Consider the following 23,351-nt stretch of genomic DNA (forward strand, 5'->3'; position numbering starts at 1 on the left):
GGCCCGGACCCGCGAGTCTCAGGCCGGCCTTGTCCGGTATTCTGCCGATGGGCCGGCGCCGACGTCAGCGCACAGGCCGGGAGGGCCGAAGGCGCGGTCCCGTCCTACTCCAGCATGCCGAGGGCCTGCTTGTAGAGGTCCAGCAGCTCTTCCTGCTCGCGACGGTCATCCTGCTCCATCTTCCGCAGGCGGATGATCTGGCGAATGATCTTGTTGTCGAAGCCGGTGCCCTTGGCCTCGGCATAGACATCCTTGATGTCGCCCGCGATCCCGGCCTTCTCCTCTTCGAGGCGCTCGATGCGCTCGATGAACGACTTCAGGCGATCCGCGGCGATACCACCGACATCCGACATGGGCTGGTCCTTCGACGAAATTGGCAACGGGCGACGAAATTGGCAACAGGGCGAGGCGATCGGGCCTGCTCAGGGCGCGGGACCATAAAGCGCCGCCGCCGGGCCGGCAAGCGCGGCCGGACGGGGCCAGCGCCGGCGCGGGATTGCGCCCGGCAGAGTGCCGCCGGGACCGGCCGGGAGCGATTCGCGCCCGGGATCGGGGTCAGTGCTTGTGCGAGGCGTCGAAGGCCTTCTGCTGACCGGCCGAGGCATCCTTCTGGTGCTTGGCCTTCCAGCTCTCATACGGCTCGCCATAGACCGCCTCGCGCGCCGCCGGGTCGGACAGCGGAATGCCCCGCTGCTCCGCCGCCTCGCGGTACCAGCGCGACAGGCAGTTGCGGCAGAAGCCGGCCAGGTTCATCAGGTCGATGTTCTGCACGTCGGTCCGCCCGCGCAGATGCTCGACCAGGGTGCGGAAGGCGGCGGCCTCCAGCTCGGTGCGGGTCTTGGCGTCGATCTCGGTCATGGCGGGGTCCACGGGGTCAGGATGCGGTGGCGGGCGGGTCTTCCGACAGCCCGGTCTTGGTCTCCAGGATCAGCCAGTCGACGACGCGGCGCAGCGCCTCGGCCTCGTCGACGCCCTGGGCCAGGGCCTCATAATATGTGGCGAGCTGGCGGTGGGCGGAAGTGCCACGGGCCAGGATGTCGCGCGCCTGGGCGATCTCGGCCTCGCAGCCCAGCGCCGCGGCGTCCACGGCCACCAGCACCATGACCTCCTCCAAGAGCTCGGCATAGGGCACCAGCTTGCCCTTGCCCCAGTCGATCAGCCCTTCCTCGAAGCCGTAGCGCATGGCGCGCCAGCGGTTCTCCTCGATCAGCACGCTGCGGTAGCGGCGCCAGGCGATGTTCTGGGCGCGCAGCCGCCACAGCATGCGCAGCAGGCACAGGTACAGCGCGGCGACGGTCAGCCCGTCCTCGACCCGGGTGCAGACGTCGGAGACCCGCATCTCCAGCGTCGGGAAGCGGGCGGAGGGGCGGATGTCCCACCAGATCTTGCTGCCGTCCTCGATCACCCCGGCCTGGACCAGCGAGGCCAGCGCCGATTCGTATTCGCCATAGCTCTGGAACTCCTCCGGCATGCCGGTGCGCGGCAGCTCGGAGAACACGGCCAGGCGGTAAGATTTCAGCTTGGTGTCGGTGCCCTGCCAGAACGGCGAGGAGGTGGTCAGCGACAGCAGGTGGGGCAGGAAGTAGCGGATCTGCCGCATCAGGTCGATGCGCAGGTTGGGGTCCTCGATCCCGGCATGGACATGGGCGCCGCAGATCAGGAGGCGCCGCACCGGCACGCCGAGGTCGCGCGCCAGCTGGTCGTAGCGGCTGCGGTCGGTGTGCTTCTGCGGCCGCCAGGTGCCGAAGGGATGGGTCGAGGCCGCGATGATGGCGAGGCCGTGCCGCTCCGCCTCCTCCACCACCGACCGGCGCAGCCGCTTAATCTCGGTCCGCGCCTCGCCGATGGTCCGGCAGACGGGGGTGCCGACCTCGACCTGGCAGCGGAAGAATTCGCGGGCGACGCTGCCGGCATGCCGGTGCTCCAGCGCCTCGACCAGCTCGGGCGGCGGGTCGGCCACCAGGTCGCGGCTGACCGGGTCGACCAGCAGGTACTCTTCCTCGATGCCGAGGGTGAAGGCGGGTTCCCCGGACACGGTGTGCCTCATGCGACGGCCTGCAGCGGCTGGTAGAGGGCCGGATCGGCCAGGATCGGGGTGAAGATGTCGGCCATGCGGTCGGCCCAGGCCTCGGCCGCCGCGTCGGCGGCGATCAGGTCCTGGCGCATCTCGATCAGCACATGGGGCAGGCCGCGCGGCTCGGCATGCGAATGCATGGTGTAGCCATGGGCGTTGCGGCCGGAATAGGGCTGGTTGTCGCCGACCGTGATTTCCGGGTCCTGGCGCAGCGCCTCCATCAGCGGCAGCGGGATGCGGCCGTCGTCGCGCCACAGCACCCCGACCTGCCAGGGCCGGGCAAAGCCGCGCATGACAGGGGTGAAGCTGTGCAGCGACAGCAGCGCCGGCGCCGGGCAGCGCGCCTGCACCCGTTCGAGCTGCCGGGTGATGGCGTCGTGGTAGGGATGGAACAGCGCCGCCGCCCGGGCCGCCGCATCCTCGGCACTGACCCTGGCATTGCCCGGCACGATCACCCCGTCGCTGATGGCGCAGATCGAGGTCGGGTCGTCGAGCTGGCGGTTGGGGTCGAGGACCAGCCGGGAATAGCCGTGCAGCAGCAGCGGCGCGTCCAGCCGTTCGGCCAGGCGGCGGGAAAAGGCGGCGATGCCGATGTCATAGGCGACATGGCGGTCGAGCGCCTCCGGCCCCAGGCCGAGCCGGCCGAGGGATTTCGGAAAGGCGCGGCCGGCATGATCGGCCACCAGCAGGGCGCAGGCCTTGCCGTCGGGGTTGACCAGCTCGAAGGCCGGCGGATCGTCGGGGCTGAGGAGCGTCATCCGACAAACCCTAGCAGGGCGCCGCGACGCTGTGGAGAGCGGCGCGATGCGGCGGCCTCGCGCATATCGTGGCTCGTATGCATCCCGGCAAATTGTCTGACATGATGTTGTCTGACAAGATGGACGGATCGCACAAACCGAGGTGAGCCCGATGACCAGCCCCCTGCCCGTCTTCCCCGACCTCGCCGGCAAGGCGGTGCTGATCACCGGCGCCAGCACCGGCATCGGCGCCGCCGCGGCCCGCGCCTTCGGCCACAATCGCGCCAGGGTGGCGGTCAACTTCAACGCCAGCCGCGCGGCGGCCGAAGCCGTCGTGGCCGACATCCAGGCGGCCGGCGGCGAGGCCATCCTGGCCCCGGGCGATGTGACCAGGCCGGAGACGGCACAGCGCCTGGTCGAGCAGACCGTGGCGGCCTTCGGCGGCCTCGACGTGCTGGTCAACAACGCCGGCGCCCTGGTCAAGCGCACGCCGGTCGCCGACTACAGCGACGAGTTCGTCGACGCGGTGCTGGACCTCAATGTCCGCCACGTTGTCCGCTTCCTGCGCGAGGGTGCGGCGCAGATGCGCCGGCAGGGAAGCGGCGGGTCGATCATCAATCTCAGCTCGATCGCCGCACGCAGCGGCGGCGGCACCGGCTCGGTGATCTACGCCGCGGCCAAGGGCTTCGTCGCCGTCGCCACCCGCGGCTGGGCCAAGGAGCTGGTCCAGGACAACATCCGGGTCAACGCCGTCTCGCCCGGCGTGATCATGACCCCGTTCCACGAGCGCTATTCGACGCCGGAGCAGCTGGCCGCGATGCAGGCCACCATCCCGATGAAGCGGCTGGGCGTCGCCGACGACTGCGCCGCCGCCTTCCTCTATCTCGCCTCCAGCATCGCGAGCGGCTACGTCACCGGCCAGATGATCGAGGTCAATGGCGGCCAGTCGATGCCGTGACCACGGGTCGAGGCGTCCGACCGGCACAGACGCCCCGCCGCCCCACGGATCAGGGCACGGTGGTCTCGTAGACCAAGATCCGGGAATGGTCGTCCTCCGGCATCGCCGTCAGCCGCAGGCCCGTCGCCGTCTCCTCCACCAGCACCGGGTTGCGGGTGATGGCGGTGCCGTCCTCGGTCCACAGCAGCACCGGCACCTGGAACACCGGCCGGCCGGCGGCGAGGTCGACGATCTCGATGCCGCCGAGGCCGAACACCGGGGCATCCGGCGTGCGGCGGAATTCGGTGATGCCGGTGCAGATGGCGCGGCCGACCGGCAGATAGGCGCAGTCCTGATAGTCGAGATAATGCTCGGGGTTGAGGGTCGGCTTGGCCTCGGGGTCGGTCACCCGGCCGTCGGCGTCGAGATGCCAGGTGGTGAAGCGGCGCGAACCCCAGCTGACGCCGTGCAGCGTCTGGTGGTCGGTGTCGTGCACCAGCCCGCCGACATGGTCGGCAATGCGCCCGACCGCCACCGCCTCCAGCGTCTGCGGATCGACCCGGTAGAGGATCGACCGGCTGTCCGGCCGGTATTCCGCCACCGGCACCCACAGCCAGCGGCCGTCATAGTCGATCCCGCCGGGATGGTAGATCGCGCCCTCGCCCAGGGTGATCTGGCCGACCAGCTTGCCCTGCGCGTCCAGCTTGAACAGGTGGCCGACGCCCTGGCCGGTGTCGCGGTCGTAGCCGTCCTGCGGCTGGGGATAGCGCTTGGTCGGCACCGTGATCTCGACCGAGGTGACGAAGATGGCGTCGCCGACCCGGGCGAAGCCCTGGGGGTGCTGGGTGTCGAACGGCACCGGGATGGTCTCGACCAGCTGCCACTGGGTCGACCGCGACAGCCCTTCGATCTTGCGGGCCAGGTCGTCCGGCCCGGCCATGGCGGCGGTGGCGGCCAGGGCCAGGACGGCCCCGGCCACGAGACTGGCGAAACGATGCATGCTGGATCCCCGGTTCTTGACGTCGATCCATTCTGGCGTGGAGCCGTGACGATTCGATGATGGCCGCAGACAGAGCCCGGCGGATCGCCCGCGCCGCGCGCCGGCCTCCCTTGCACCGCCGGGCATGGCCGCGGCGCGGCGGCCGGACTAAGCTCCGGCCCATCATGACCGAGGCCGTCCTGTCCCCTTCCCCCGCCCAGCGCCTGGCGCTGCCCGCCCTGATCCTGGGCGGGCTGGCGATCGGCAGCTCGCCGATCTTCGTCCGGCTGTCCGAGGTCGGGCCGATCGCGACGGCGGTGTGGCGCGTGGCCCTGGCCCTGCCGATCCTGTTCCTGTGGTACCGGGCCGAACGCGCCCGGGGCGAGGCGGCGCGGCCCCGGGGCCTGGCCGATTACGCCGCGCTGGCGCTGCCTGGCCTGTTCATCGCCGCCGACCTGGTGGCCTGGCACTGGGCCATCGCCGTCACCTCGGTCGCCAATGCCACGCTGCTGGCCAACCTGGCGCCGATCTTCGTCACCCTGGGCGCCTTCGTGCTGTTCCGCACCCCGATCCGCCCGATCTTCGCGGCCGGCCTGGCCGTCGCCATCGTCGGCGTCGTGGTGCTGAAGGGCGGCCCGGGCGCGTTCGGCGACGGCCACCTGGCCGGCGACGGCATGGCCGCGCTGGCGGCGGTGTTCTACGGCGGCTACATCCTGGCGGTCGGCCGGCTGCGCGACCGCTTCTCGGTGGCCACGGTGATGCTGTGGACCAGCGCCGTCGCCGCGGCGGTGACGCTGCCGCTGGCGCTGCTGACCGAACCGGTGCTGCTGCCGTCGACGCTGGCCGGCTGGGCCGTGCTGTTCGGCCTGTCCTGGATCTCGCAGGTCAGCGGCCAGAGCCTGATCACCTACGCCCTGGCCTGGCTGCCCCCCGCCTTCTCCTCGCTGACCCTGCTGATCCAGCCGGTGGCGGCGGCCGCGCTGGCCTGGATCATCCTGTCCGAACCGCTGGGGCCGGCCCAGGGCATCGGCGGTGTGCTGGTGCTGGCCGGCATCCTGCTGGCGCGCCGCGCATGAGCGAAGCTCGCCTCGTCCTCAGCCTGCTGCCGGAGACGCTGGCGGTGGCTCGGCTGCCGGCCGGCGCCGCCCTGCCCGGCTGGATCGACTGGACCGACCCCTTCGTCACCGTCAGCCGCACCCGCGACGAGCTGTCGGTGGTATGCCCGGAAGCGCGGTTGCCGGCGGATGTGCAGGCCGAGCGCGGCTGGCGCGGCTTCAAGGTCGAAGGGCCACTCGACTTCGCCCTGACCGGAATCCTCGCCCGACTCGCCGCGCCGCTGGCCGAGGCCGGCATCAGCATCTTCGCGATCTCGACCTACGATACCGACTATCTCCTGGTGCGCGGCGGCGACCTAGACGCCGCGACCGCGGTGCTGCAGCAGACAAACACCGTGCGGATCTGACTGCTCCCGCAGGACGGAAACGCGCCAAAAACCAAGCCGATCCAGCACGTTCGGACTAGCTAGCCGGTGCCGGATTGAAATATTAAGTCCGCGTAACATCCGAAGCTCGGCGCACATTCGACATTGGCGAAAGCCCCCGGATGTGATTTCTTCCCGGGCGGCCGGCGCATGCGGGGCCGGGCTTCAGGCCCCGGTCCACGGCGAACCGGCCCCGTGATCCGGGAGTCAGCCATGCCCAAGAAGCGCCCGTCGTTCCGCCGAACGCGCCAGACCAAGATCGTCGCCACGCTGGGCCCCGCCACCAGCACGGCCGAGGGGATCCGCAGGCTGTTCGAGGCGGGCGTCGACGTCTTCCGGCTCAATTTCAGCCATGGCAAACAGGAGGACCACGCCGCCCGGCTGGCCCTGATCCGCGAGGTCGAGCGCGACTTCGACCACCCGATCGCCGTGATGGCCGACCTGCAGGGGCCGAAGCTGCGCCTGGGCACCTTCGCCAACGGCCCGGTCCAGCTGACCGAAGGCCAGAGCTTCCGCCTGACCCTGGACAAGCGCGAGGGCGACGTCACCGGCGTGACCCTGCCGCATCCCGAGATCTTCGCCGCGATCGAGCCCGGCCAGCTGCTGCTGCTCGACGACGGCAAGGTGCGGCTGCAGGTCACCGCCTGCGGCCCCGGCTACGCCGACACCGTGGTCGAGGCGGGGTCCCGCCTGTCCGACCGCAAGGGCGTGAACGTGCCGAACGCGGTGCTGCCGCTGTCGCCGCTGACCCCCAAGGACCTCGACGACCTGCGCTTCGCCCTCGACATCGGGGTCGACTGGGTGGCGCTGTCCTTCGTGCAGCGGCCCGAGGACGTGGCCGAGGCGCGCAAGCTGATCGCCGGCCGGGCCCAGGTGATCGTCAAGCTGGAGAAGCCGGCGGCGATCCAGCATCTCGACGCGCTGGTCGAGATGACCGACGCGGTGATGGTCGCCCGCGGCGACCTCGGCGTCGAAATGCCGGCCGAGGACGTGCCGTCGCTGCAGAAGAAGATCATCCGGGCCTCGCGCCATGCCGGCAAGCCGGTGATCGTGGCGACCCAGATGCTGGAGAGCATGATCACGGCGCCGACCCCGACCCGGGCCGAGGCCTCGGACGTCGCCACCGCCGTGTTCGATGGCGCCGATGCGGTGATGCTGTCGGCCGAGACCGCCTCCGGCGACTACCCGATCGAGGCGGTGACCATGATGGACCGCATCGCCCGCCGGGTGGAGAAGGATCCGATCTACCGCACCATCCTCGACGCGGTGCACTACGACCCGGAGAGCACGGCGGCCGACGCCATCACCGCGGCGGCGCGGCAGGTGGCGCACACCATCGGCGCGGTGGCGATCGCGACCTACACCACCTCGGGGTCGACCACGCTGCGCGCCGCGCGCGAGCGGCCGGAGGTGCCGATCCTGTGCCTGACCTCGAACCTGCAGACCGCCCGCCGCATGGGGCTGTGCTGGGGTGTCCACGCGGTGCACACCGAGGATGTGAACAACTTCACCGAGATGGTCAGCAAGGCCTGCCGCCTGGCCAAGCATGACGGCTTCGGCACCACGGGCCAGCGCATCGTGGTGACCGCCGGCGTGCCGTTCGGGACCCCGGGCAATACAAACGTCCTGCGCATCGCCTGGATCGAGGACTGAGGCTGCATGGCCGAGTCCGCCCTCGCCGCCAACGAAGCCTTCTATGCCGCCCTGGCGCGCGGCGATGCCGCCGCCATGACGGCGCTGTGGTCGCACAAGCGCCCGGTCGCCTGCATCCATCCGGGCTGGCCGGTGCTGGCCGGCCGCGAGGCGGTGATGCGGAGCTGGGAGTCGATCCTGCGCACTCCGCCACGCATCGTGGCCGAGGCGGCGCGGGTGCTGGAATACGGCGACACCGCGGTGGTGCTGTGCATCGAGCGGATCGGCGACAACCGGCTGGCCGCCACCAACGTGTTCACCCGCGAGCCCGAGGGCTGGCGCATGGTGCACCATCAGGCCGGGCCGACCCGCGAGGCCACGCCACAACAGCCGCGCCCGGCCGGCACCATCCACTGAGGCCGGCGCCGTCGTCGGCGAGAACCACCGGATATCGCGAAACACCCGGTTGACTCGGTCCCTGGGACAGCCCCGATAAGGGGAGCGGTCAGCGATCAACGAGGTGAGTCGTGAGTCCCTCCGCCCTCTTCCTGAACCCGTCCGAGGCCGCCAGGCGGCTCGGCGTCTCCGCCAAGGCCCTACGGCTCTACGAGCAGCGCGGCATGGTCGCCCCGATCCGCACCGCGGCCGGATGGCGGGCCTATGGCCCCGGCGAGATGGCCCGGGCCGCCGAGATCGCGGCCCTGCGCGCGCTCGGCTTCAGCCTGGCCCAGGTGGCGCGGGTGCTCGGGGGAGACCCGCAGGGCCTGGAGCCGGCCCTGGCCGCGCACCAGTCGACCCTCGAAGGCCGCATCCGGGACCTGGCCGGCGCGGTGGAGACGATCCGCGGCCTGCGGGTCGACCTCGCCCGTGGCCAGGCGCCGGCGGCCGGAGAGCTGGCACGGCTGTTCGGCCCGGCCGCCGAACCCAGCGTCGCCTTCGACCTGCCCTGGCCCTGGGGCGGCGAGCGGTTCGAACTGCACGGCATCCGGCCGCTGACCTACATCATCGGCCCGCTGGGCAGCGGCAAGACAAGGCTGGCGAAGCGTCTGGCCGAGACCCTGCCGGGCGCCGCCTTCCTGGACCTGGACCGGCTGGCAGACGGCGGCGCGGCCGCCCGGGCCCGGCTGGACGCCGATCCGGCGCTCGGGTCGCGGGTCGACCGCACCCTGGCCTGGCTGGTCGAGGACGGCGCCACGGTGTCGGGCGCCCTCGTCGCCTTGCTCGCCGGGCTGGAATCGGACGGCCCGTCCGTCCTGGTCGTCGACATGGTGGAACAGGGGCTGGACCACGCCACCCAGGAGGCCCTGATCGCCTGGCTGCGCCGCCGCGGGCCCGGCGAGCGGCCGCTGTTCCTGATGACGCGCTCCTGCGCCATCCTGGACCTGGCCGCCGTGGGCCCCGACGAGGCCATCCTCCTCTGCCCCGCCAACCATAGCCCGCCGACCCTCGTCACCCCCTATCCCGGCGCACCCGGCTACGAGGCCGTCGCCACCTGCCTGGCCTCGCCCGCGGTGCGGGCACGGCTGGCGGCGGGCCAGCCCGCAGCGGCGTGATGGCTGCGCGCATCGGAACGTGGCGCGGCCTGGTCTGGGTGGTCCGCCCCTAGATCGGGTCGCCGGCCTGCAGCTTCTTGAGCTGTTCGATCTGGTCGCGGGCGGCGGCCATCTGCGGGTCGATCGCCAGCGCCCGCTGATAGGCCTCGATCGCGCCGGCATAGTCGCGGAGCTTGATCCGACACAGGCCCAGGCCCGACAGCGCGCCGAAATGCCGGGGCTCGCGCGCCAGCACCTGGTCGATGTCGGCGATCGAGCCGCGGATGTCGCCGCGCAGGTAGCGCACCGTCGCCCGCCGGTTCCAGCCCTCGGCATAGGCCGGGTCGCGCTCGATCACGGCGGAGAAGGCGGCTTCGGCCACGGCGTAGTCGTCCTTCGCCATCGCGGTGTTGCCGCGCTCCAGCAGCCCGGGGATCTCGGTGTCGGCGCCCTCATAGCGGAACCAGAGATGCCAGATCGCGATCTGCAGCGCCGGCTCCTCCTCCGGCGCCGCGGTCTTCAGCTGGGCGAACAGTGCGTCCAGCTGGGCGGCGCGATCATCGGCCGCCGCCGCCGGCAGGGCCGCGGCGATCAGGAAGACGGAGAGCAGAAAGGCGAGAATGCGCCGCATCCCATGGAGATCGGGCGTGCGGTGGCCGCCGGCAAGGGCTCAGAGCGGGTAGCCCGCGAGGAATTTTCGCACCCGCTCGGCCTGGCTGAGCGCCGGCGCGTAATGCGGGTCGACCGCCAGCACCCGATCGAAGGCGTCGAGCGCCGCCTGGTAGTCGCCGAGCGCGGCCCGGCACAGGCCGAGGCCGAACAGCGCCCCGAAATGCCGCGGCTGCAGCGCCAGGGTGCGGTCGATGTCGCGCAGGGCGCCGGCGCAGTCGCCGCGCAGGAAGCGCGTCACCGCCCGGCGGTCCCAGGCCTCGACGAAATCCGGCGCCCGGTCGACCACGGCGGTGAAGGCGGCCTCGGCCACCGCGTAGTCGCGGCTCAGGAGAGCGGCGCTGCCCCGCCGCATCAGCTGCGGCACCAGCTCGTCGGCGCCGCCATAGTCGAGCCAGATCGTCCAGATCTGCCGCTCCAGCCGCTGTGCCTCCGCCGCATCCGCGGTCGTCTGCAGCTGGTCGAGGAGGGTGTCGAGACGCGTCGGGGCGTCTGCCGCCGAGAGGGTCCCGCACGGCGCCGCAAGAATGGCCGCGATCAGGGCCAGAATGCGCAACGCCTTCATGATCAACAGATTGGTGCCGATTCCTGAGAAGGCAACGTCAAAAGATGCAACAAGCGGCGCACTGTCCTGCGTCCAGCACAGGGGTCGCAATCGACATCGCGGCCGGGCCCGCTATAGTCCCCGGGTCGATCGGATCGCCTCCGCCGGCCACGCAGGACTCCTCGCTCGAAGCTCGCCTGCGTTCTCGTGCCCAGCTTCGGGCCATCGCTGTCCGATACGGCCCGCCATGACCTCCCTGCCCGGCCGGCGCCTGCTGCCGCTCATGCTCGTGATGTTCCTGATCGGCGGCGCCGAGGTGGTGGCCGGCCCGATGATGGCACCGATGGGCGACAGCTTCGGCGTGCCGGCGGCGCGGATCGCCTGGCTGCCCGCCAGCTACGCTCTGGTCTATGCCGTGCTGGCGCCGCTGCTGGGCCCGCTGTCCGACCGGCTGGGACGCAAGGCGCTGCTGCTGCCCGCCCTGGTCGGCTTCGGCGTCGCCAATGCCGGGATCGCCCTGGCGCCGGTCTTCGCCGTCGCGCTGCCCTGCGCCGCCTTGGCGGGGCTGAGCGCCGCGGCGATGGCGCCCAACGCCGTCGCCATCGTCGCCGACACCGTCGACGCGCCGCGCCAGCCCGCCGCCATGGGCCGGATCCTGGCCGGGCTGACCGTCAGCTTCGTCCTGACCCCGGCCGGCGCCGCCCTGGTGGCGGCGCGGCTGGACTGGCGCGTCGCCTATGTGGCGATGGCCGTGGGCGCCCTGCTGGCCGCCGCCGCCGTCGCCACCATGCCGCTCCAGCGGCCGGAGGCGCGGCCGCGCGCCGGGGTCGCGGTCAGCATCGGCGCAGCATTCCGCCAAGCCGGGGCCACGCCGCGGCTGGCCGCCACCTTCCTGTGGCTCGGGGTGTCGATCGGGGTGATCACGGTGATGGCCGAGATCCTGCGCCGCCGCTACGGCCTGTCGACCGAGGCGCTGGGTCTGGCGCTCGGCCTGTTCGGCCTGGTCACCATCGCCGGCAACCTGCTGATCCCGGCGGCGGTGCGCCGCCTGGGCAGCCCGTCGCGGGCGGTGCTGGCGGGCATCGCCGGCACCCTCGCCGGCATCCTGGTGCTCGGCGTGCTGCCGACCCTGCCGGCGCCGCTGGCCGTGGCGGCCGGGGCGCTGTGGGCGCTGGGCTACGGCGTCGCCGGGCCGACCCACCAGGCGGTGCTGGCGGGGATGGCGGCGTCGCTGCGCGGCACCACCGTCGCCCTGACCGCCAGCCTGGTCAATCTGGGCATCGTCGTCGTCGCCTTTGGCGCCGGGCGATTCTTCGATACGCTGGGGATCGAGGCGACCATCGGAGTCGCCGCGGCGGGGGTGGCGGCGGGCTTCGCGGTGCTGCTGGCGACGGAGCGTCGCCAGGCCGCGATATAGGTCTTTCCGCCGCGCCGGCGGAACCAAGCCGGCCTTCGTTCCTTCCCTGACCTGTGACCATAGCGGAGCACGAAATGGCGGCAGCGACAGGGCACCCGGATGCAGTCCACAACCCCGGCCCCGAGGGCATCGAGGGGCAGGCCAGCGGCAAGCAGCCGCGCACCCGGGCCGAGGGACGGTTCAAAGGCCCGGCCGGGCGGATCGAGGACTACGCCATCATCGGCAACTGCCGGACCACGGCGCTGGTCGGGCGCGACGGATCGATCGACTGGCTGTGCCTGCCGCGCTTCGATTCCGACGCCTGCTTCGCCCGGCTGCTGGGCGACGTCGAGAACGGCCACTGGCAGATCGCGCCCGAGCCCGGCACCGTCGTCACCACGCGCCGGCGCTATCGCGACAACACCCTGGTGCTGGAGACCGAATTCGAGACCGAGGGCGGCACCGTCGCCCTGATCGACTTCATGCCGTTCCCGCATCGCGAGGACGAGCTGTCGATCGTGCGCGTGGTCGAAGGCCGCAGCGGGTCGGTGGCGATGCGGATGGAGGCGGCGTTCCGCTTCGACTACGGCCGCATCGTGCCCTGGGTGCGGCACCGTCCGGACGGCATCGTCGCCATCGCCGGGGCCGACGCGCTGCGCTTCCGGTCGCCGATCGCGCTGCACGGCGAATCGATGAAGACGGTCGGCGACTTCACGGTCGCGGCCGGCGAGCGGGTGCCGTTCATCCTGACCTGGTACCCCTCGCACATGCCCGAGCCGGGCGGGCTGGACCCGTTCCGGTCGCTGACCGACACCGAGACCTGGTGGCACGGCTGGGCCCATCACTGCACCTATCAGGGCCCCTACCGCGAGGCGGTGCTGCGCTCCGCCCTCACGCTCAAGGCGCTGACCTACGCCCCGACCGGCGGCATCGTCGCCGCGGCCACCACCTCGCTGCCCGAGGAGATCGGGGGCGAGCGCAACTGGGACTACCGCTACTGCTGGATCCGCGACGCTACCCTGACCCTCTACGCCCTGCTCGGCGCCGGCTTCACCGAGGAGGCGGCGTCGTGGCGCGACTGGCTGCGCCGGGCCGCGGCGGGACGGCCGGAGCAGCTGCAGATCATGTACGGCCTGGCCGGCGAGCGCCGGCTGACCGAGCTGGAGATCCCCTGGCTGGCCGGCTACGAGGGCAGCAAGCCGGTGCGCATCGGCAACGGCGCCCATTCCCAGCTGCAGCTGGACGTCTATGGCGAGCTGCTGGACGCCATCCATGTCGCCCGCAAGAAGCACCTGACCCATCCGCACGACGCCTGGCGGGTGCAGCGGGTGCTGCTCGGCTTCCTCGAGAAGATCTGGGACAAGCCGGATGAGGGGCTGTGGGAGGTGCGCGGCGCGCGCCGGCACTTCGTCCATTCCAAGGTGATGGCCTGGGTCGCCTTCGACCGGTCGATCAAGGCGGTCGAGCAGTTCGGGCTGGAAGGGCCGGTCAAGGCCTGGCGGAAGCTGCGCGACCGCATCCATGCCGAGATCTGCGACAAGGGCTTCTCCCGGACGCGCAACAGCTTCACCCAGTCCTACGGGTCGGAGATGCTGGACGCGGCGCTGCTGCAGATCCCGATGGTCGGCTTCCTGCCGCCCGACGACCCGCGGGTGATCGGCACGGTCGAGGCGATCGAGCGCGAGCTGACGGTCGACGGGCTGGCGCGGCGCTACGAGACCGAGCACGGCGTCGACGGGCTGGCCGGCGAGGAGGGCACCTTCCTGGTCTGCAGCTTCTGGCTGGCCGACGCCCTGGCCATGATCGGCGCGGTCGACCGCGCCACCACGCTGTATGAGAGGCTGCTGAGCCTGACCAACGATGTCGGGCTGCTGGCCGAGGAATACGACCCGATCGCCAAACGCCAGCTCGGCAATTTCCCGCAGGCCTTCAGCCATATCGGCGTGATCAACACCGCGCTGAACCTGGCAACGCTGCGCGGCCCGGCGGAGGATCGCAGCGAGGACGGGCACGGCACCGGCGAACATGGCGCCCCTGCGACCGATGCGCGGTGAAATGCACGGAAATCCGGGTTAGTCTCCCCGGCTCGACCTGGGAAGCCCTGTGATGACCGACCTGCTGGACCCCAAGACTGAAAGCACACCAGAAGCCGTGAGCGACCTGCTCCGCCGCCTTGGCGCCGGCGCCCGCGCCGCGGCCGCCGTGCTGGCCCTGGCGCCGCGACCGCAGAAGGACGCGGCGCTGGTCGCGGCGGCGGCGGCGATCCGCGACGACAAGGCGCTGATCCTGGCGGCCAACGCCCAGGACATGGCGCTGGCGCGGCAGAACGGCACCAGCCCCGCCTTCCTCGACCGGCTGGTCCTCGACGACAAACGGATCGAGGCGGTGGCCCAGGGGCTGGAGGCGGTGGCCGCGCTGCCCGACCCGATCGGCAGCGTGCTGGCCGACTGGATCCAGCCGAACGGCATGCGCATCCAGCGGGTGCGGGTGCCGCTGGGCGTCGTCGGCGTGATCTTCGAGAGCCGGCCCAACGTCACCGCCGACGCCGCGGCGCTGTGCCTGAAATCGGGCAATTCCTGCATCCTGCGCTGCGGGTCGGACAGCTTCCAGACCTCGACCGCGCTGGCCGCGGCGATCGGCCATGGGCTGAAGAAGGCTGGCCTGCCGCGCAGCGCGGTGCAGCTGATCCCGACCCGCGACCGCGCCGCGGTGGGCGAGCTGCTGGGCCTGACCGAATTCGTCGACGTCATCATCCCGCGCGGCGGCAAGTCGCTAACGGCGCGGGTGGCGGCGGAGAGCCGGATCCCGGTGCTGTGGCACGAGGACGGGATCAACCACACCTATGTCCACGAGGCCGCCGACCCGGAGATGGCGCGCCGCGTCGTGTTCAACGCCAAGATGCGGCGCACCGGCGTGTGCGGCGCCACCGAGACGCTGCTGATCGACCGTAGCGTCGCCGGGACCATGCTGCGGCCGATCCTGGACGACCTGATCGAGGCCGGCTGCGAGATTCGCGGCGACACCGCGGTGCAGGCGATCGACCCGCGCGTGGTCGCGGCGTCCGACGACGACTGGGACACCGAGTACCTCGACGCCATCCTGTCGGTGAAGACGGTGGACGGGGTGGATGCCGCGATCGAGCACGTCAACCTGCACGGCAGCCACCACACCGACTGCATCGTCACCGCCGACCCGGCGGCGACCGAGGCCTTCCTGGGGCGGGTCGACAGCGCCATCGTGCTGGTCAATGCCTCGACCCAGTTCGCCGACGGCGGCGAATTCGGCATGGGCGCCGAGATCGGCATCGCCACCGGCCGGCTGCACGCCCGCGGCCCGGTCGGCACCGAGCAGCTGACGAGCTACAAATACCTCGTCCGCGGCACCGGCCAGACCCGGCCCTGACGGCCGGACCAAGGACCCCTCCCGATTGCATCAGCAGGATCGCCCCACACCCTCGACCGACTCTTCTTCTCGTTACGGGAAGAAGAGTCGGTGCTGACCGTGCCCAATCCCCGTCACGGCCGGATCTGGGACGGCTGCCGGGTCGGGCTGCTCGGCGGGTCGTTCAACCCGGCGCATGACGGCCACCGCCACATCAGCGTCGAGGCGATGAAGCGGCTGGGGCTGGACGCGGTGTGGTGGCTGGTGTCGCCGCAGAACCCGTTGAAGCCGGTCAACGGCATGGCGCCCTTCGCCGAGCGCATCGAATCCGCCCGGCAGGCGGCGCGGCATCCGCGCATCGTCGCCACCGGGATCGAGGCCGAGCTGGGCACCCGCTTCACCGCCGACACGCTGAAGGCGCTGGTCGCCCGGTTCCCCAAGACCCAGTTCGTCTGGCTGATGGGTGCCGACAACCTGGCCCAGATCCGCCACTGGCAGCGCTGGACGAAAATCTTCGAGACCGTGCCGGTTGCCGTCTACGACCGGCCTTCCTATTCTCTAAGGGCGCTGTCGGGACTGGCGGCGCAGCGGTTCGTGCGGGCGCGGATCGACCAGGATCACGCCCGGTCGCTGGCGGGAATGAAAACGCCGGCCTGGGTGTTCTTCCTGGCAAAGCGCCATCCGGCCTCGGCCACGGCGCTGCGGGCCGCACGATCGCTTCGCCAAGGTCCGTCACCATCGCGCCGCTGACGCGCGATGGCTATGCCGAGTCCCCGTGGCGCTGACGAGCCACGACTATGGTAGCATCGTCGCGGCGGCGTCAGCGCCGTGACCATCGTGCAACCTTGAGGTGAACGCCATACGACCGAACACCGAGACGCCCCGGGCCGAAGCCGGGCGTCTGCCGCCGGGTCTCGCAGCCAGCCTTGCCCGGCCCATTCTCGAGACCGCCTTGACGTCGCTCGACGCCGACAAGGCCGAAGATCTGGTCGTGATCGACCTCACCGGCCGGTCTTCCATCGCCGACAGCCTGATCATCGCCACCGGCCGCTCCTCGCGCCAGGTCGCCGCCATGGCCGACCACCTGATGGAGAAGCTGAAGGCGCTGGCCCCCGGCCCGATCCTGGTCGAAGGCCAGGCGCGCGGCGACTGGGTGCTGCTCGACGCCGGCGACGTGATCGTCCACCTGTTCCGCCCCGAGGTGCGCGACTTCTACGCCCTCGAGAAGATGTGGGACGACGATTCCGAGCGGGTCACGCGCATCGCCGGCACCGCTTAAGCCGGACCCGGCATGCGGCTGACCATCGCCGCGGTCGGCCGCGCCAAGGCGGGCCCGCTGCGCGACCTGTTCGACGAGTATGTCGGCCGGTCGGCGTGGCCGATCTCCCTGCGTGAGGTCGAGGCCCGCAAGGGCCTCGCCGGCCCGACCCTGCGGCGCGAGGAAGCCGCCCTGCTGCTGGCCGCGGTGCCGGCCGGCGCCGCCGCGGTGGTGCTGGACGAACGCGGCCGCGACCTCGACAGCGCCGGCCTCGCCCGCGTCCTGGGCCGCTGGCGCGACGAGGGCCGCGGCGATGCCGCCTTCCTGATCGGCGGCGCCGACGGCCATGACGATGCGGTGCGCGACCGCGCCGACCTGCTGCTGTCCTTCGGCCGCCTGACCTGGCCGCACATGCTGGCCCGGACCATGCTGGCCGAGCAGATCTACCGTGCCCAGACCATCCTCAGCGGCCACCCGTATCACAGGGCGTGAGGCTTCACCTGTCATTGCCCGGCTTGACCGTGGCATCCAGGGGCCACCGAGAGCCGCTCTGGCCGCCCCTGGATGCCACGGTCAAGCCGTGGCACGACACCCAAAGTAGAAGGCGGTTTGCGGTCATCGCCCGGGCGCCGGGCTCTCAGCCCGTCGCCGCGAAGTTCCGGTAGCTGCCGATCAGCTCCTCGACCGTGCCGGAGCGGCAGCCGCGCTGGCGGACCACGGTCGCCGCGTCCTTCTCGTTCGCCGAGCGCCGGGCCCCGAGCTCCTGCCAGATCACGGACTGGTCGGTGGGGGCGCCCGACCCGCCGGCGAGCTGTGCCGCGGCCTCGGATTCGGCCTGCTGCAGCACCGCGTCGAAGCGCTGCGCCTGCTGCGGGTCGAGACGGACGCGGCAGGACCGGGCGGCGGCATCGGCCCGGACGATGGCGTCGTAGCGCTGCAGCGAATCGCCGGCGTGGCCCGCCGCCGCCTGCTGCGGCCCCGCCCCCGGCCCGCCATAGCCTGGGTATCCGGGATCGATGTAGCCCTGCTCCGCGCAGGCCCCGAGGGCCAGCATCGCCAGGACCGCGGCCAGCGCCGCGCCGTTCACTCGCTTCATCTCGTCCTCTTCGTCCTCGGACCGATCGACCTAACCAAGCCTTTAGGTCGGAAATGCGACCGTCCGCTCCCAGGCCCGCCTCCCCTTTCCCTCTGAGATAGGGTGCCGCCCCGCCGCGTCACCCCTGCCCGGCGGACAAACGGTCGGCGAGGGCGGTCAGCGCCATGATCTGCGGATCGCGGCAGCCGCGCTGTGCGACCACATCGCGCACCGCCCGCTCCTGCGCGGTCCGGCGCCGGGCGAGGTCGCCCAGCACCTCCGGATCGGTCGCCGGCGCGTCCTCGCGCCGGGCCAGCGCCGCGGTGGCCTGGCGCTGGGCGTCGACCATGACGTCGGCGAAGCGGGTCTCGCCGCCTTCGAGCGGGGCGCCGCAGACATAGCGCGCGGCGTTGGCGCGCAGCACCGCCTGCCAGCGGTCGACCGGGTCGGTGGTATCATAGGCGGCGGTGACCACGGGCCCGCCACAACCGGCCAGGAGCAGGGCGGTCACCAACCAGCGGCCGCCACTTGGTGCCATTCGGTCGCGCATGTCAGGCGGAACTCCCTTGTGCCGGTGGCGTCAATCGATACATGAAGGGCAGATTCCGTGAAAGGACATGCGATGAGCGCCGCAGCCACCCCCCCGTCCCGCCCTGTGGTCCTGTGCATCCTCGACGGCTGGGGCTGGCGTGAGGAGGAGGCGGACAACGCCGTGCGCCTGGCCGACACCCCGAATTTCGACCGGCTGTGGGCCGGAGAACCGCACGCCTTCCTGCAGGCGAGCGAGGAGGCGGTCGGCCTGCCGCACGGCCAGATCGGCAATTCCGAGGTCGGGCACATGAACCTGGGCGCCGGCCGGGTGGTGTTCCAGGACCTGCAGATGATCTTCAACGCCATCGCCGACGGCTCGCTGGCCAAGGCCAAGGCGCTGCGCCGGCACATCGAGGCGCTGAAGGCCTCGGGCGGCACCTGCCACCTGATGGGGCTGCTGTCGCCCGGCGGCGTCCATGCCCATCAGGACCAGATCGCGGCGCTGGCGAAGATCGTCGCCGAAGCCGGGGTGCCGGTCGCGGTCCATGCCTACACCGACGGCCGCGACACCCCGCCCCGCGCCGGCGCCGACTATCTCCGCCGCTTCCTGAGGGACATCGACGGGCTGCCGCACACCCGCATCGCCACCGTCGACGGCCGCTACTACGCCATGGACCGCGACAAGCGCTGGGAGCGGGTGGAGAAGGCCTACCGCGCCGTGGCCGAGGCCAAGGGCGAGACCGCATCCGACGCCGTCGCCGCGGTCGAGGCCGCCTACCGTGCCGACACGGGCGACGAGTTCATCCTGCCGAGCGTGATCGGCGGCTACGCCGGCATGAAGGATGGCGACGGCGTGCTGTGCGCCAATTTCCGCGCCGACCGGGTGCGCGAGATCCTGCAGGCGCTGCTGGACCCCGCCTTCGACGGCTTCGCCCGCACCCCGGTGCGCTTCGCCGATGCCTGCGGCCTGGTCGAGTATTCCGAGCAGCTGAACGGCCTGATGTCGGCGATCTTCCCGCCGAAATCGATTGCCAAGGGGCTGGGCGAGGTCGTCGCCGCGGCCGGCAAGACCCAGCTGCGCACCGCCGAGACCGAGAAGTACCCGCACGTCACCTTCTTCTTCAACGGCGGCGAGGAGACCCAATTCCCCGGCGAGGACCGCATCATGGTGCCCTCCCCCAAGGTCGCGACCTACGACCTGCAGCCGGAGATGTCGGCGCCCGAGGTGTGCTCCAGGCTGGTCGCCGCGATCGACAGCGGCAAATACGACCTGGTGGTGGTCAACTTCGCCAACCCGGACATGGTCGGCCACACCGGCATCCTGGAGGCGGCGATCAGGGCCTGCGAGACGGTCGATGGCTGCCTCGGCCAGGTCGAGGCGGCGGTGCGGCGCCAGGGCGGCGCCATGCTGGTCACCGCCGACCACGGCAATGCCGAGCTGATGCGCGACCCGGTCACCGGCGGCCCGCACACCGCGCACACGCTCAACAAGGTGCCGGTGATCCTGGTCAACGCGCCGGCCCCGCGCCGCACGCTGCACGACGGCAGGCTGGCCGATGTGGCGCCGACTCTCCTGTCCCTGATGGGCCTGCCGCAGCCCGAGGAGATGACCGGAAGGAGCCTGATATCGGCCTCGGATGGGGCGGCGCAGTGACGCGAAGACATAAATATGGACGTCAGGTAACTTGATCCCGCCGAAACCCGGCAGATATCATCGAATGGCGTCCACCCTGGCCAGCCTCCCCTCCGGTTCCGGAGACGGCCGGTCGGCCGATTGACTCGAGCGCCTGGCGGTTCGCCGCCAGCGAGGGCAAGCATGAAGAAGCACCTGAACGCCGTCGCCATCGGAGCCCTGATGGGCCTCGCCTTCGTCGGCGGACATACCTTGACCTTCCAGGGCTGGGCGCAGGACAAGGCGCCGGACAAGGCCGCGACGAGCAGCGACGCCAACGACACCTACAAGCAGCTGGACCTGTTCGGCGAGGTGTTCGAGCGGGTGCGCGCCGAATATGTCGAGGAGGTCAGCGACAAGCAGCTGATCGAATCCGCGATCAACGGCATGCTGACCTCGCTGGACCCGCACTCCAACTTCCTGAACGCCGACGAGTTCCAGGACATGCAGTCCCAGACCCGCGGCAGCTTCGGCGGCCTCGGCATCGAGGTGACGATGGAGAACGGGGTGGTGAAGGTGGTGTCGCCGATCGACGACACCCCCGCCGCCAAGGCCGGCGTCCAGGCCGGCGACCTGATCATCGCCATCGACGGCAAGCCGATCGTCAATATGAGCCTCAACGAGGCGGTGGATAAGATGCGCGGCCCGGTGGGCAGCAACATCACCATCACCCTGCGCCGCGGCGACGCCGACCCCTACGACCTGACCATGGCGCGCGCGACCATCCCGGTCGAATCGGTGCGGTGGCGGACCGAGGGCAATGTCGGCTACATCCGCATCACCAGCTTCACCGAGCGCACCGAGGACGGGCTGAAGCGCGGCATCGCCGACATCAAGAAGAAGCTCGGCGACAAGCTGCAGGGCTATGTCCTCGACCTGCGCAACGATCCGGGCGGCCTCTTGGACCAGGCGATCGCCGTGTCCGATGCCTTCCTCGACAAGGGCGAGATCGTCTCGACCCGGTCGCGCAAGGCCGACCAGGCCCAGCGCTACAACGCCACCCCGGGCGACCTGGCCGACGGCCTGCCGCTGGTGGTGCTGATCAATGGCGGTTCGGCCTCGGCCTCCGAGATCGTCGCCGGCGCCCTGCAGGACCACCACCGCGCCGTGCTGATGGGGACGCAGAGCTTCGGCAAGGGCTCGGTCCAGACCATCATCCCGCTGCCGGGCCATGGCGCCATGCGCCTGACCACGGCGCGCTACTACACCCCGTCCGGCCGGTCGATCCAGCAGCTCGGCATCACGCCGGACATCGAGGTCCAGCAGGCGAAGATCGAGGAAATCGCGCAGCTGCGCGGCTACCGCGAGGCCGACCTGAAGGGCGCGCTGAACAACGACAACAACAAGAATCTGCCGGGCCAGGACGGCGACGCCCAGAAGACCCCGCCGGCCCCGGGTGCGGTGCCGGACAAGACCGCGACCCCCGACAAGGCGGTGGTGCCGCCGACCGATGGCGCGGCCGATGCCACCAAGCCGGCGGATGTCGACTACCAGCTGTCCCGCGCGCTCGACCTGCTGCGCGGCCTTGCCCTGTTCCAGAAGGGACAGGCGGACTGATCCCGCCTGGAACCGCCATGTCGACGCCGGACAAGCGACGGGACGGGCTGCCCTATCGGCCCTGCGTCGGCATCATGCTGCTGGACCGCGGCGGCCGCGTCTTCGTCGCGCGCCGCCGCGACACACCCGATGGCTGGCAGATGCCGCAGGGCGGCATCGACCGGGGCGAGAGCGTGCGCGAGGCCGCCTTCCGCGAGATGAAGGAGGAGATCGGCACCGACCACGCCGAATTCCTGGCCGAGGCGCCGGATGCGACCCGCTACGACCTGCCCGACCATCTGGTCGGCAAGGTCTGGGGCGGGCGCTACCGCGGCCAGGAGCAGCGCTGGGTGGCGCTGCGCTTCCTGGGCGAGGATGGCGAGATCGACATCGAGACCGAGCATCCCGAATTCGACGCCTGGCGCTGGTCGGAGCCGGACCGGGTGCTGGCCGAGATCGTGCCGTTCAAGCGCGACGTCTACACCACCGTGCTGGCCGCCTTCGCCCCGCTGCTGACGCGGGGCTAGAGCGCTCGGCTACAGCGCCAGCGGCGCCGAGCGCAGCAGCGACCAGGCCCGCTCCAGCGCCGCCTCCTCGTCGGCGAACAGCGCGATCGGATAGGGGAAGGCCTTTGCCACCCTGGCGGTCACGACCATTGCCTGCATCGCCGCGCGGCGCAGCGGGTCCGGCTCGACATGCAGATGCGACAGGCACAGCCGGGCCAGGTCGCCCCGCCGCCGCTTCAGCCATAGCGTCCGCGCCTTGCGGTCGTCATGCCGCTCGCCATCCGGCATCGGCCCGATGCTGAGCATCACGAAGCGGGTCTCGCGCGCCAGGATGGCGTCGAGTTCGACGGCCCAGCGGTCGCCATAGCCGGGCATCTCGGCCTGCGGCACCGGCATCTGCACCAGTGGAAAGGCGGCAAGATCGAACACGGCCGGCAGGGGTATGTCGGTGGCCAAAATCATGTTCATGTGATAACAACTCGCATTCTCAGTCTGAGCCGGTGACCGGCCCCAGGGAGATCCACCCTAGCGGGCGGCGGCGGCGCGATCGCACGAGGCCGGGCCATGGAGTATCGCGAAACGGCCATTCGCATGCGGCCGGGCTCCGCCGAGGCGGCGGCGCTCGACCGGATGGCGGACGAGATGGTCCGGCTGGAGGTGCGGTTCGACACCGCCTTCGAGGCTCCGACCCATGCCCATCGCGGCGGCCTGCTGTTCTGGCCCGAGGCCGGCAGCGCCACGGTCGGCACCGCCGAAGGCCGCTGGTGCGTGCCCACCGGCTGCGCCCTGTGGATGCCGCCCGGCCTGATGCACGAGGCCAGCACCGAGGGCGGCCTGCACATGCACGGCATCCAGGTCCCGATCGAGGCGGCAGCCGGACTGCCCGCCGGCTGCCGGATCCTGCCCTTCTCGCCCCTGCTGCGCGAGCTGGCGCTGCGCGCCGCGACCTGGCCCCAGGCCTGGCCGCTGGACGACCGCCAGCGCCGGGTGGCCACCGTCATGCTGGACGAGATGGCGGCGGCCACGCCGACCCCGCTGCTGCTGCCGATGCCCAGGGACCGCCGCGCCCGACGCCTGGCCGAGGCGCTGCTGGCCGCCCCCGGCAGCCGCCGCCCGCTGGCGGAATGGGCCCGGATCGCCGCCGCCAGCCCGCGCACGCTGGAGCGGCTGTTCGGGGCCGAGACCGGCCTGTCGGTGGCGGCCTGGCAGCGCCGCGCTTTGCTGCTGGCGGCGCTGGACCTGCTGGGCCGCGGCCGCGGCGTCACCGCGGTGGCGCTGGAGCTGGGCTATGACAGCCCCAGCGCCTTCATCGCCATGTTCCGCCGCAGTCTGGGCACCACCCCGGCGCGGTACCGGACCATCGCTGCGGCCTGAGGACTGCCCAGCGTCGCAGCACCATTGCCAGGGACCAG

General features: G+C 71.5%; 26 protein-coding genes. 16 read left to right on the forward strand and 10 right to left on the reverse strand.

Annotated features, from left to right (window positions below; genetic code table 11):
• Positions 1-104: 104 nt before the first annotated feature.
• The 4 genes from AB4112_RS20980 to AB4112_RS20995 all read right to left on the reverse strand — a co-directional run bounded on the left by AB4112_RS20980 (position 105) and on the right by AB4112_RS20995 (position 2,832).
• Positions 105-353, reverse strand: coding sequence for a DUF2312 domain-containing protein (locus AB4112_RS20980; protein ID WP_309797195.1), 249 nt, complete (start codon positions 351-353; stop codon positions 105-107).
• Between the two features lie 202 nt (positions 354-555).
• Positions 556-858: a DUF1244 domain-containing protein gene (locus AB4112_RS20985; RefSeq protein WP_309797193.1), complete on the reverse strand. Its 303-nt coding sequence runs from the start codon at positions 856-858 to the stop codon at positions 556-558.
• Positions 859-874: 16 nt separating this feature from the next.
• Positions 875-2,047 carry a carboxylate-amine ligase gene (locus AB4112_RS20990; protein WP_441722811.1) on the reverse strand — a complete coding sequence of 391 codons (1,173 nt, stop codon included), beginning with the start codon at positions 2,045-2,047 and terminating at the stop codon, positions 875-877.
• Positions 2,044-2,832, reverse strand: coding sequence for an N-formylglutamate amidohydrolase (locus AB4112_RS20995; RefSeq protein ID WP_309797187.1), 789 nt, complete (start codon positions 2,830-2,832; stop codon positions 2,044-2,046). The genes AB4112_RS20990 and AB4112_RS20995 overlap by 4 nt, the downstream gene beginning before the upstream one ends.
• A gap of 151 nt (positions 2,833-2,983) precedes the next feature.
• On the opposite strand from AB4112_RS20995, the gene AB4112_RS21000 reads away from it, so the two are divergent.
• Positions 2,984-3,769, forward strand: coding sequence for an SDR family NAD(P)-dependent oxidoreductase (locus AB4112_RS21000; RefSeq protein WP_441722813.1), 786 nt, complete (start codon positions 2,984-2,986; stop codon positions 3,767-3,769).
• Between the two features lie 49 nt (positions 3,770-3,818).
• On the opposite strand, the gene AB4112_RS21005 is transcribed toward AB4112_RS21000, so the two are convergent.
• Positions 3,819-4,748 carry a DUF6454 family protein gene (locus tag AB4112_RS21005; RefSeq protein WP_441722815.1) on the reverse strand — a complete coding sequence of 310 codons (930 nt, stop codon included), beginning with the start codon at positions 4,746-4,748 and terminating at the stop codon, positions 3,819-3,821.
• A 164-nt stretch (positions 4,749-4,912) separates the two neighbouring features.
• Here AB4112_RS21005 and AB4112_RS21010 point away from each other — a divergent pair, with 164 nt between their 5' ends.
• The 5 genes from AB4112_RS21010 to AB4112_RS21030 all read left to right on the forward strand — a co-directional run bounded on the left by AB4112_RS21010 (position 4,913) and on the right by AB4112_RS21030 (position 9,392).
• Positions 4,913-5,803, forward strand: coding sequence for a DMT family transporter (locus AB4112_RS21010; protein ID WP_441722817.1), 891 nt, complete (start codon positions 4,913-4,915; stop codon positions 5,801-5,803).
• A complete protein-coding gene (locus AB4112_RS21015; RefSeq protein WP_309797179.1) occupies positions 5,800-6,189 on the forward strand; it encodes an ACT domain-containing protein in 390 nt (129 codons plus the stop codon). The genes AB4112_RS21010 and AB4112_RS21015 overlap by 4 nt, the downstream gene beginning before the upstream one ends.
• A 231-nt stretch (positions 6,190-6,420) precedes the next feature.
• Positions 6,421-7,860, forward strand: coding sequence for a pyruvate kinase (pyk, locus tag AB4112_RS21020; RefSeq protein ID WP_309797178.1), 1,440 nt, complete (start codon positions 6,421-6,423; stop codon positions 7,858-7,860).
• A 6-nt stretch (positions 7,861-7,866) separates the two neighbouring features.
• Positions 7,867-8,256, forward strand: coding sequence for a nuclear transport factor 2 family protein (locus AB4112_RS21025; RefSeq protein WP_441722820.1), 390 nt, complete (start codon positions 7,867-7,869; stop codon positions 8,254-8,256).
• Between the two features lie 110 nt (positions 8,257-8,366).
• Positions 8,367-9,392, forward strand: coding sequence for a MerR family transcriptional regulator (locus AB4112_RS21030; RefSeq protein ID WP_441722822.1), 1,026 nt, complete (start codon positions 8,367-8,369; stop codon positions 9,390-9,392).
• A gap of 49 nt (positions 9,393-9,441) precedes the next feature.
• Here the strand turns inward: AB4112_RS21030 and AB4112_RS21035 are convergent, their stop codons facing one another.
• Positions 9,442-10,002, reverse strand: coding sequence for a tetratricopeptide repeat protein (locus tag AB4112_RS21035; RefSeq protein ID WP_309797173.1), 561 nt, complete (start codon positions 10,000-10,002; stop codon positions 9,442-9,444).
• Between the two features lie 39 nt (positions 10,003-10,041).
• Positions 10,042-10,605, reverse strand: coding sequence for a tetratricopeptide repeat protein (locus AB4112_RS21040; protein WP_441722824.1), 564 nt, complete (start codon positions 10,603-10,605; stop codon positions 10,042-10,044).
• Between the two features lie 226 nt (positions 10,606-10,831).
• Here AB4112_RS21040 and AB4112_RS21045 point away from each other — a divergent pair, with 226 nt between their 5' ends.
• The 6 genes from AB4112_RS21045 (at position 10,832) to rlmH (ending at position 17,111) form a co-directional block, all read left to right on the forward strand.
• Positions 10,832-12,001: an MFS transporter gene (locus tag AB4112_RS21045; RefSeq protein WP_441722826.1), complete on the forward strand. Its 1,170-nt coding sequence runs from the start codon at positions 10,832-10,834 to the stop codon at positions 11,999-12,001.
• Between the two features lie 74 nt (positions 12,002-12,075).
• A complete protein-coding gene (locus tag AB4112_RS21050) occupies positions 12,076-14,034 on the forward strand; it encodes a glycoside hydrolase family 15 protein (RefSeq protein ID WP_441722828.1) in 1,959 nt (652 codons plus the stop codon).
• A gap of 64 nt (positions 14,035-14,098) precedes the next feature.
• Positions 14,099-15,382, forward strand: a complete 1,284-nt coding sequence (locus AB4112_RS21055) for a glutamate-5-semialdehyde dehydrogenase (protein WP_441722857.1) — start codon at positions 14,099-14,101, stop codon at positions 15,380-15,382.
• 90 nt (positions 15,383-15,472) lie between these two features.
• On the forward strand, positions 15,473-16,111 hold the full coding sequence (locus AB4112_RS21060; RefSeq protein ID WP_309797164.1) for a nicotinate-nucleotide adenylyltransferase: 639 nt from the start codon (positions 15,473-15,475) through the stop codon (positions 16,109-16,111).
• A gap of 202 nt (positions 16,112-16,313) precedes the next feature.
• Positions 16,314-16,640 carry a ribosome silencing factor gene (gene rsfS, locus AB4112_RS21065; RefSeq protein WP_309797162.1) on the forward strand — a complete coding sequence of 109 codons (327 nt, stop codon included), beginning with the start codon at positions 16,314-16,316 and terminating at the stop codon, positions 16,638-16,640.
• A 12-nt stretch (positions 16,641-16,652) separates the two neighbouring features.
• On the forward strand, positions 16,653-17,111 hold the full coding sequence (gene rlmH, locus AB4112_RS21070; protein ID WP_441722831.1) for a 23S rRNA (pseudouridine(1915)-N(3))-methyltransferase RlmH: 459 nt from the start codon (positions 16,653-16,655) through the stop codon (positions 17,109-17,111).
• A 145-nt stretch (positions 17,112-17,256) separates the two neighbouring features.
• Here the strand turns inward: rlmH and AB4112_RS21075 are convergent, their stop codons facing one another.
• Positions 17,257-17,715: a hypothetical protein gene (locus tag AB4112_RS21075; RefSeq protein WP_309797160.1), complete on the reverse strand. Its 459-nt coding sequence runs from the start codon at positions 17,713-17,715 to the stop codon at positions 17,257-17,259.
• A gap of 118 nt (positions 17,716-17,833) precedes the next feature.
• Positions 17,834-18,205 carry a hypothetical protein gene (locus tag AB4112_RS21080; protein ID WP_309797159.1) on the reverse strand — a complete coding sequence of 124 codons (372 nt, stop codon included), beginning with the start codon at positions 18,203-18,205 and terminating at the stop codon, positions 17,834-17,836.
• A gap of 111 nt (positions 18,206-18,316) precedes the next feature.
• Here AB4112_RS21080 and gpmI point away from each other — a divergent pair, with 111 nt between their 5' ends.
• From gpmI to AB4112_RS21095, 3 genes are all read left to right on the forward strand, one after another.
• Positions 18,317-19,879 (forward strand): 2,3-bisphosphoglycerate-independent phosphoglycerate mutase, encoded by a 1,563-nt coding sequence (gene gpmI, locus AB4112_RS21085; RefSeq protein WP_309797157.1) that lies wholly within the window; start codon positions 18,317-18,319, stop codon positions 19,877-19,879.
• A 162-nt stretch (positions 19,880-20,041) separates the two neighbouring features.
• Positions 20,042-21,454 (forward strand): S41 family peptidase, encoded by a 1,413-nt coding sequence (locus AB4112_RS21090; RefSeq protein WP_309797155.1) that lies wholly within the window; start codon positions 20,042-20,044, stop codon positions 21,452-21,454.
• Positions 21,455-21,471: 17 nt separating this feature from the next.
• Positions 21,472-21,960, forward strand: coding sequence for an RNA pyrophosphohydrolase (locus AB4112_RS21095; RefSeq protein ID WP_309797153.1), 489 nt, complete (start codon positions 21,472-21,474; stop codon positions 21,958-21,960).
• Positions 21,961-21,969: 9 nt separating this feature from the next.
• Here AB4112_RS21095 and AB4112_RS21100 read toward each other — a convergent pair whose 3' ends face one another.
• On the reverse strand, positions 21,970-22,407 hold the full coding sequence (locus AB4112_RS21100; RefSeq protein WP_309797152.1) for a hypothetical protein: 438 nt from the start codon (positions 22,405-22,407) through the stop codon (positions 21,970-21,972).
• A gap of 96 nt (positions 22,408-22,503) precedes the next feature.
• On the opposite strand from AB4112_RS21100, the gene AB4112_RS21105 reads away from it, so the two are divergent.
• Positions 22,504-23,313, forward strand: coding sequence for an AraC family transcriptional regulator (locus tag AB4112_RS21105; RefSeq protein ID WP_309797150.1), 810 nt, complete (start codon positions 22,504-22,506; stop codon positions 23,311-23,313).
• The last annotated feature ends 38 nt before the right edge of the window (positions 23,314-23,351 follow it).

Origin of the sequence: Inquilinus sp. 2KB_23 (genome assembly GCF_052115705.1) — a bacterium.
Lineage (GTDB): Bacteria > Pseudomonadota > Alphaproteobacteria > DSM-16000 > Inquilinaceae > Inquilinus > Inquilinus ginsengisoli_A.

Bases quoted from the DNA above. Each gene is read 5' to 3' on its own strand.
- rlmH (WP_441722831.1), top strand. From the start codon at position 16,653: ATGCGGCTGACCATCGCCGCGGTCGGCCGCGCCAAGGCGGGCCCGCTG.
- AB4112_RS20995 (WP_309797187.1), bottom strand. From the start codon at position 2,832: ATGACGCTCCTCAGCCCCGACGATCCGCCGGCCTTCGAGCTGGTCAAC.
- AB4112_RS20990 (WP_441722811.1), bottom strand. From the start codon at position 2,047: ATGAGGCACACCGTGTCCGGGGAACCCGCCTTCACCCTCGGCATCGAG.
- AB4112_RS21025 (WP_441722820.1), top strand. From the start codon at position 7,867: ATGGCCGAGTCCGCCCTCGCCGCCAACGAAGCCTTCTATGCCGCCCTG.
- AB4112_RS21100 (WP_309797152.1), bottom strand. From the start codon at position 22,407: ATGAACATGATTTTGGCCACCGACATACCCCTGCCGGCCGTGTTCGAT.
- AB4112_RS21050 (WP_441722828.1), top strand. From the start codon at position 12,076: ATGGCGGCAGCGACAGGGCACCCGGATGCAGTCCACAACCCCGGCCCC.
- AB4112_RS20980 (WP_309797195.1), bottom strand. From the start codon at position 353: ATGTCGGATGTCGGTGGTATCGCCGCGGATCGCCTGAAGTCGTTCATC.
- AB4112_RS20985 (WP_309797193.1), bottom strand. From the start codon at position 858: ATGACCGAGATCGACGCCAAGACCCGCACCGAGCTGGAGGCCGCCGCC.
- AB4112_RS21010 (WP_441722817.1), top strand. From the start codon at position 4,913: ATGACCGAGGCCGTCCTGTCCCCTTCCCCCGCCCAGCGCCTGGCGCTG.
- AB4112_RS21090 (WP_309797155.1), top strand. From the start codon at position 20,042: ATGAAGAAGCACCTGAACGCCGTCGCCATCGGAGCCCTGATGGGCCTC.
- AB4112_RS21000 (WP_441722813.1), top strand. From the start codon at position 2,984: ATGACCAGCCCCCTGCCCGTCTTCCCCGACCTCGCCGGCAAGGCGGTG.
- AB4112_RS21035 (WP_309797173.1), bottom strand. From the start codon at position 10,002: ATGCGGCGCATTCTCGCCTTTCTGCTCTCCGTCTTCCTGATCGCCGCG.
- AB4112_RS21045 (WP_441722826.1), top strand. From the start codon at position 10,832: ATGACCTCCCTGCCCGGCCGGCGCCTGCTGCCGCTCATGCTCGTGATG.
- AB4112_RS21105 (WP_309797150.1), top strand. From the start codon at position 22,504: ATGGAGTATCGCGAAACGGCCATTCGCATGCGGCCGGGCTCCGCCGAG.
- AB4112_RS21015 (WP_309797179.1), top strand. From the start codon at position 5,800: ATGAGCGAAGCTCGCCTCGTCCTCAGCCTGCTGCCGGAGACGCTGGCG.
- AB4112_RS21075 (WP_309797160.1), bottom strand. From the start codon at position 17,715: ATGAAGCGAGTGAACGGCGCGGCGCTGGCCGCGGTCCTGGCGATGCTG.
- AB4112_RS21095 (WP_309797153.1), top strand. From the start codon at position 21,472: ATGTCGACGCCGGACAAGCGACGGGACGGGCTGCCCTATCGGCCCTGC.
- AB4112_RS21040 (WP_441722824.1), bottom strand. From the start codon at position 10,605: ATGAAGGCGTTGCGCATTCTGGCCCTGATCGCGGCCATTCTTGCGGCG.
- AB4112_RS21005 (WP_441722815.1), bottom strand. From the start codon at position 4,748: ATGCATCGTTTCGCCAGTCTCGTGGCCGGGGCCGTCCTGGCCCTGGCC.
- gpmI (WP_309797157.1), top strand. From the start codon at position 18,317: ATGAGCGCCGCAGCCACCCCCCCGTCCCGCCCTGTGGTCCTGTGCATC.
- pyk (WP_309797178.1), top strand. From the start codon at position 6,421: ATGCCCAAGAAGCGCCCGTCGTTCCGCCGAACGCGCCAGACCAAGATC.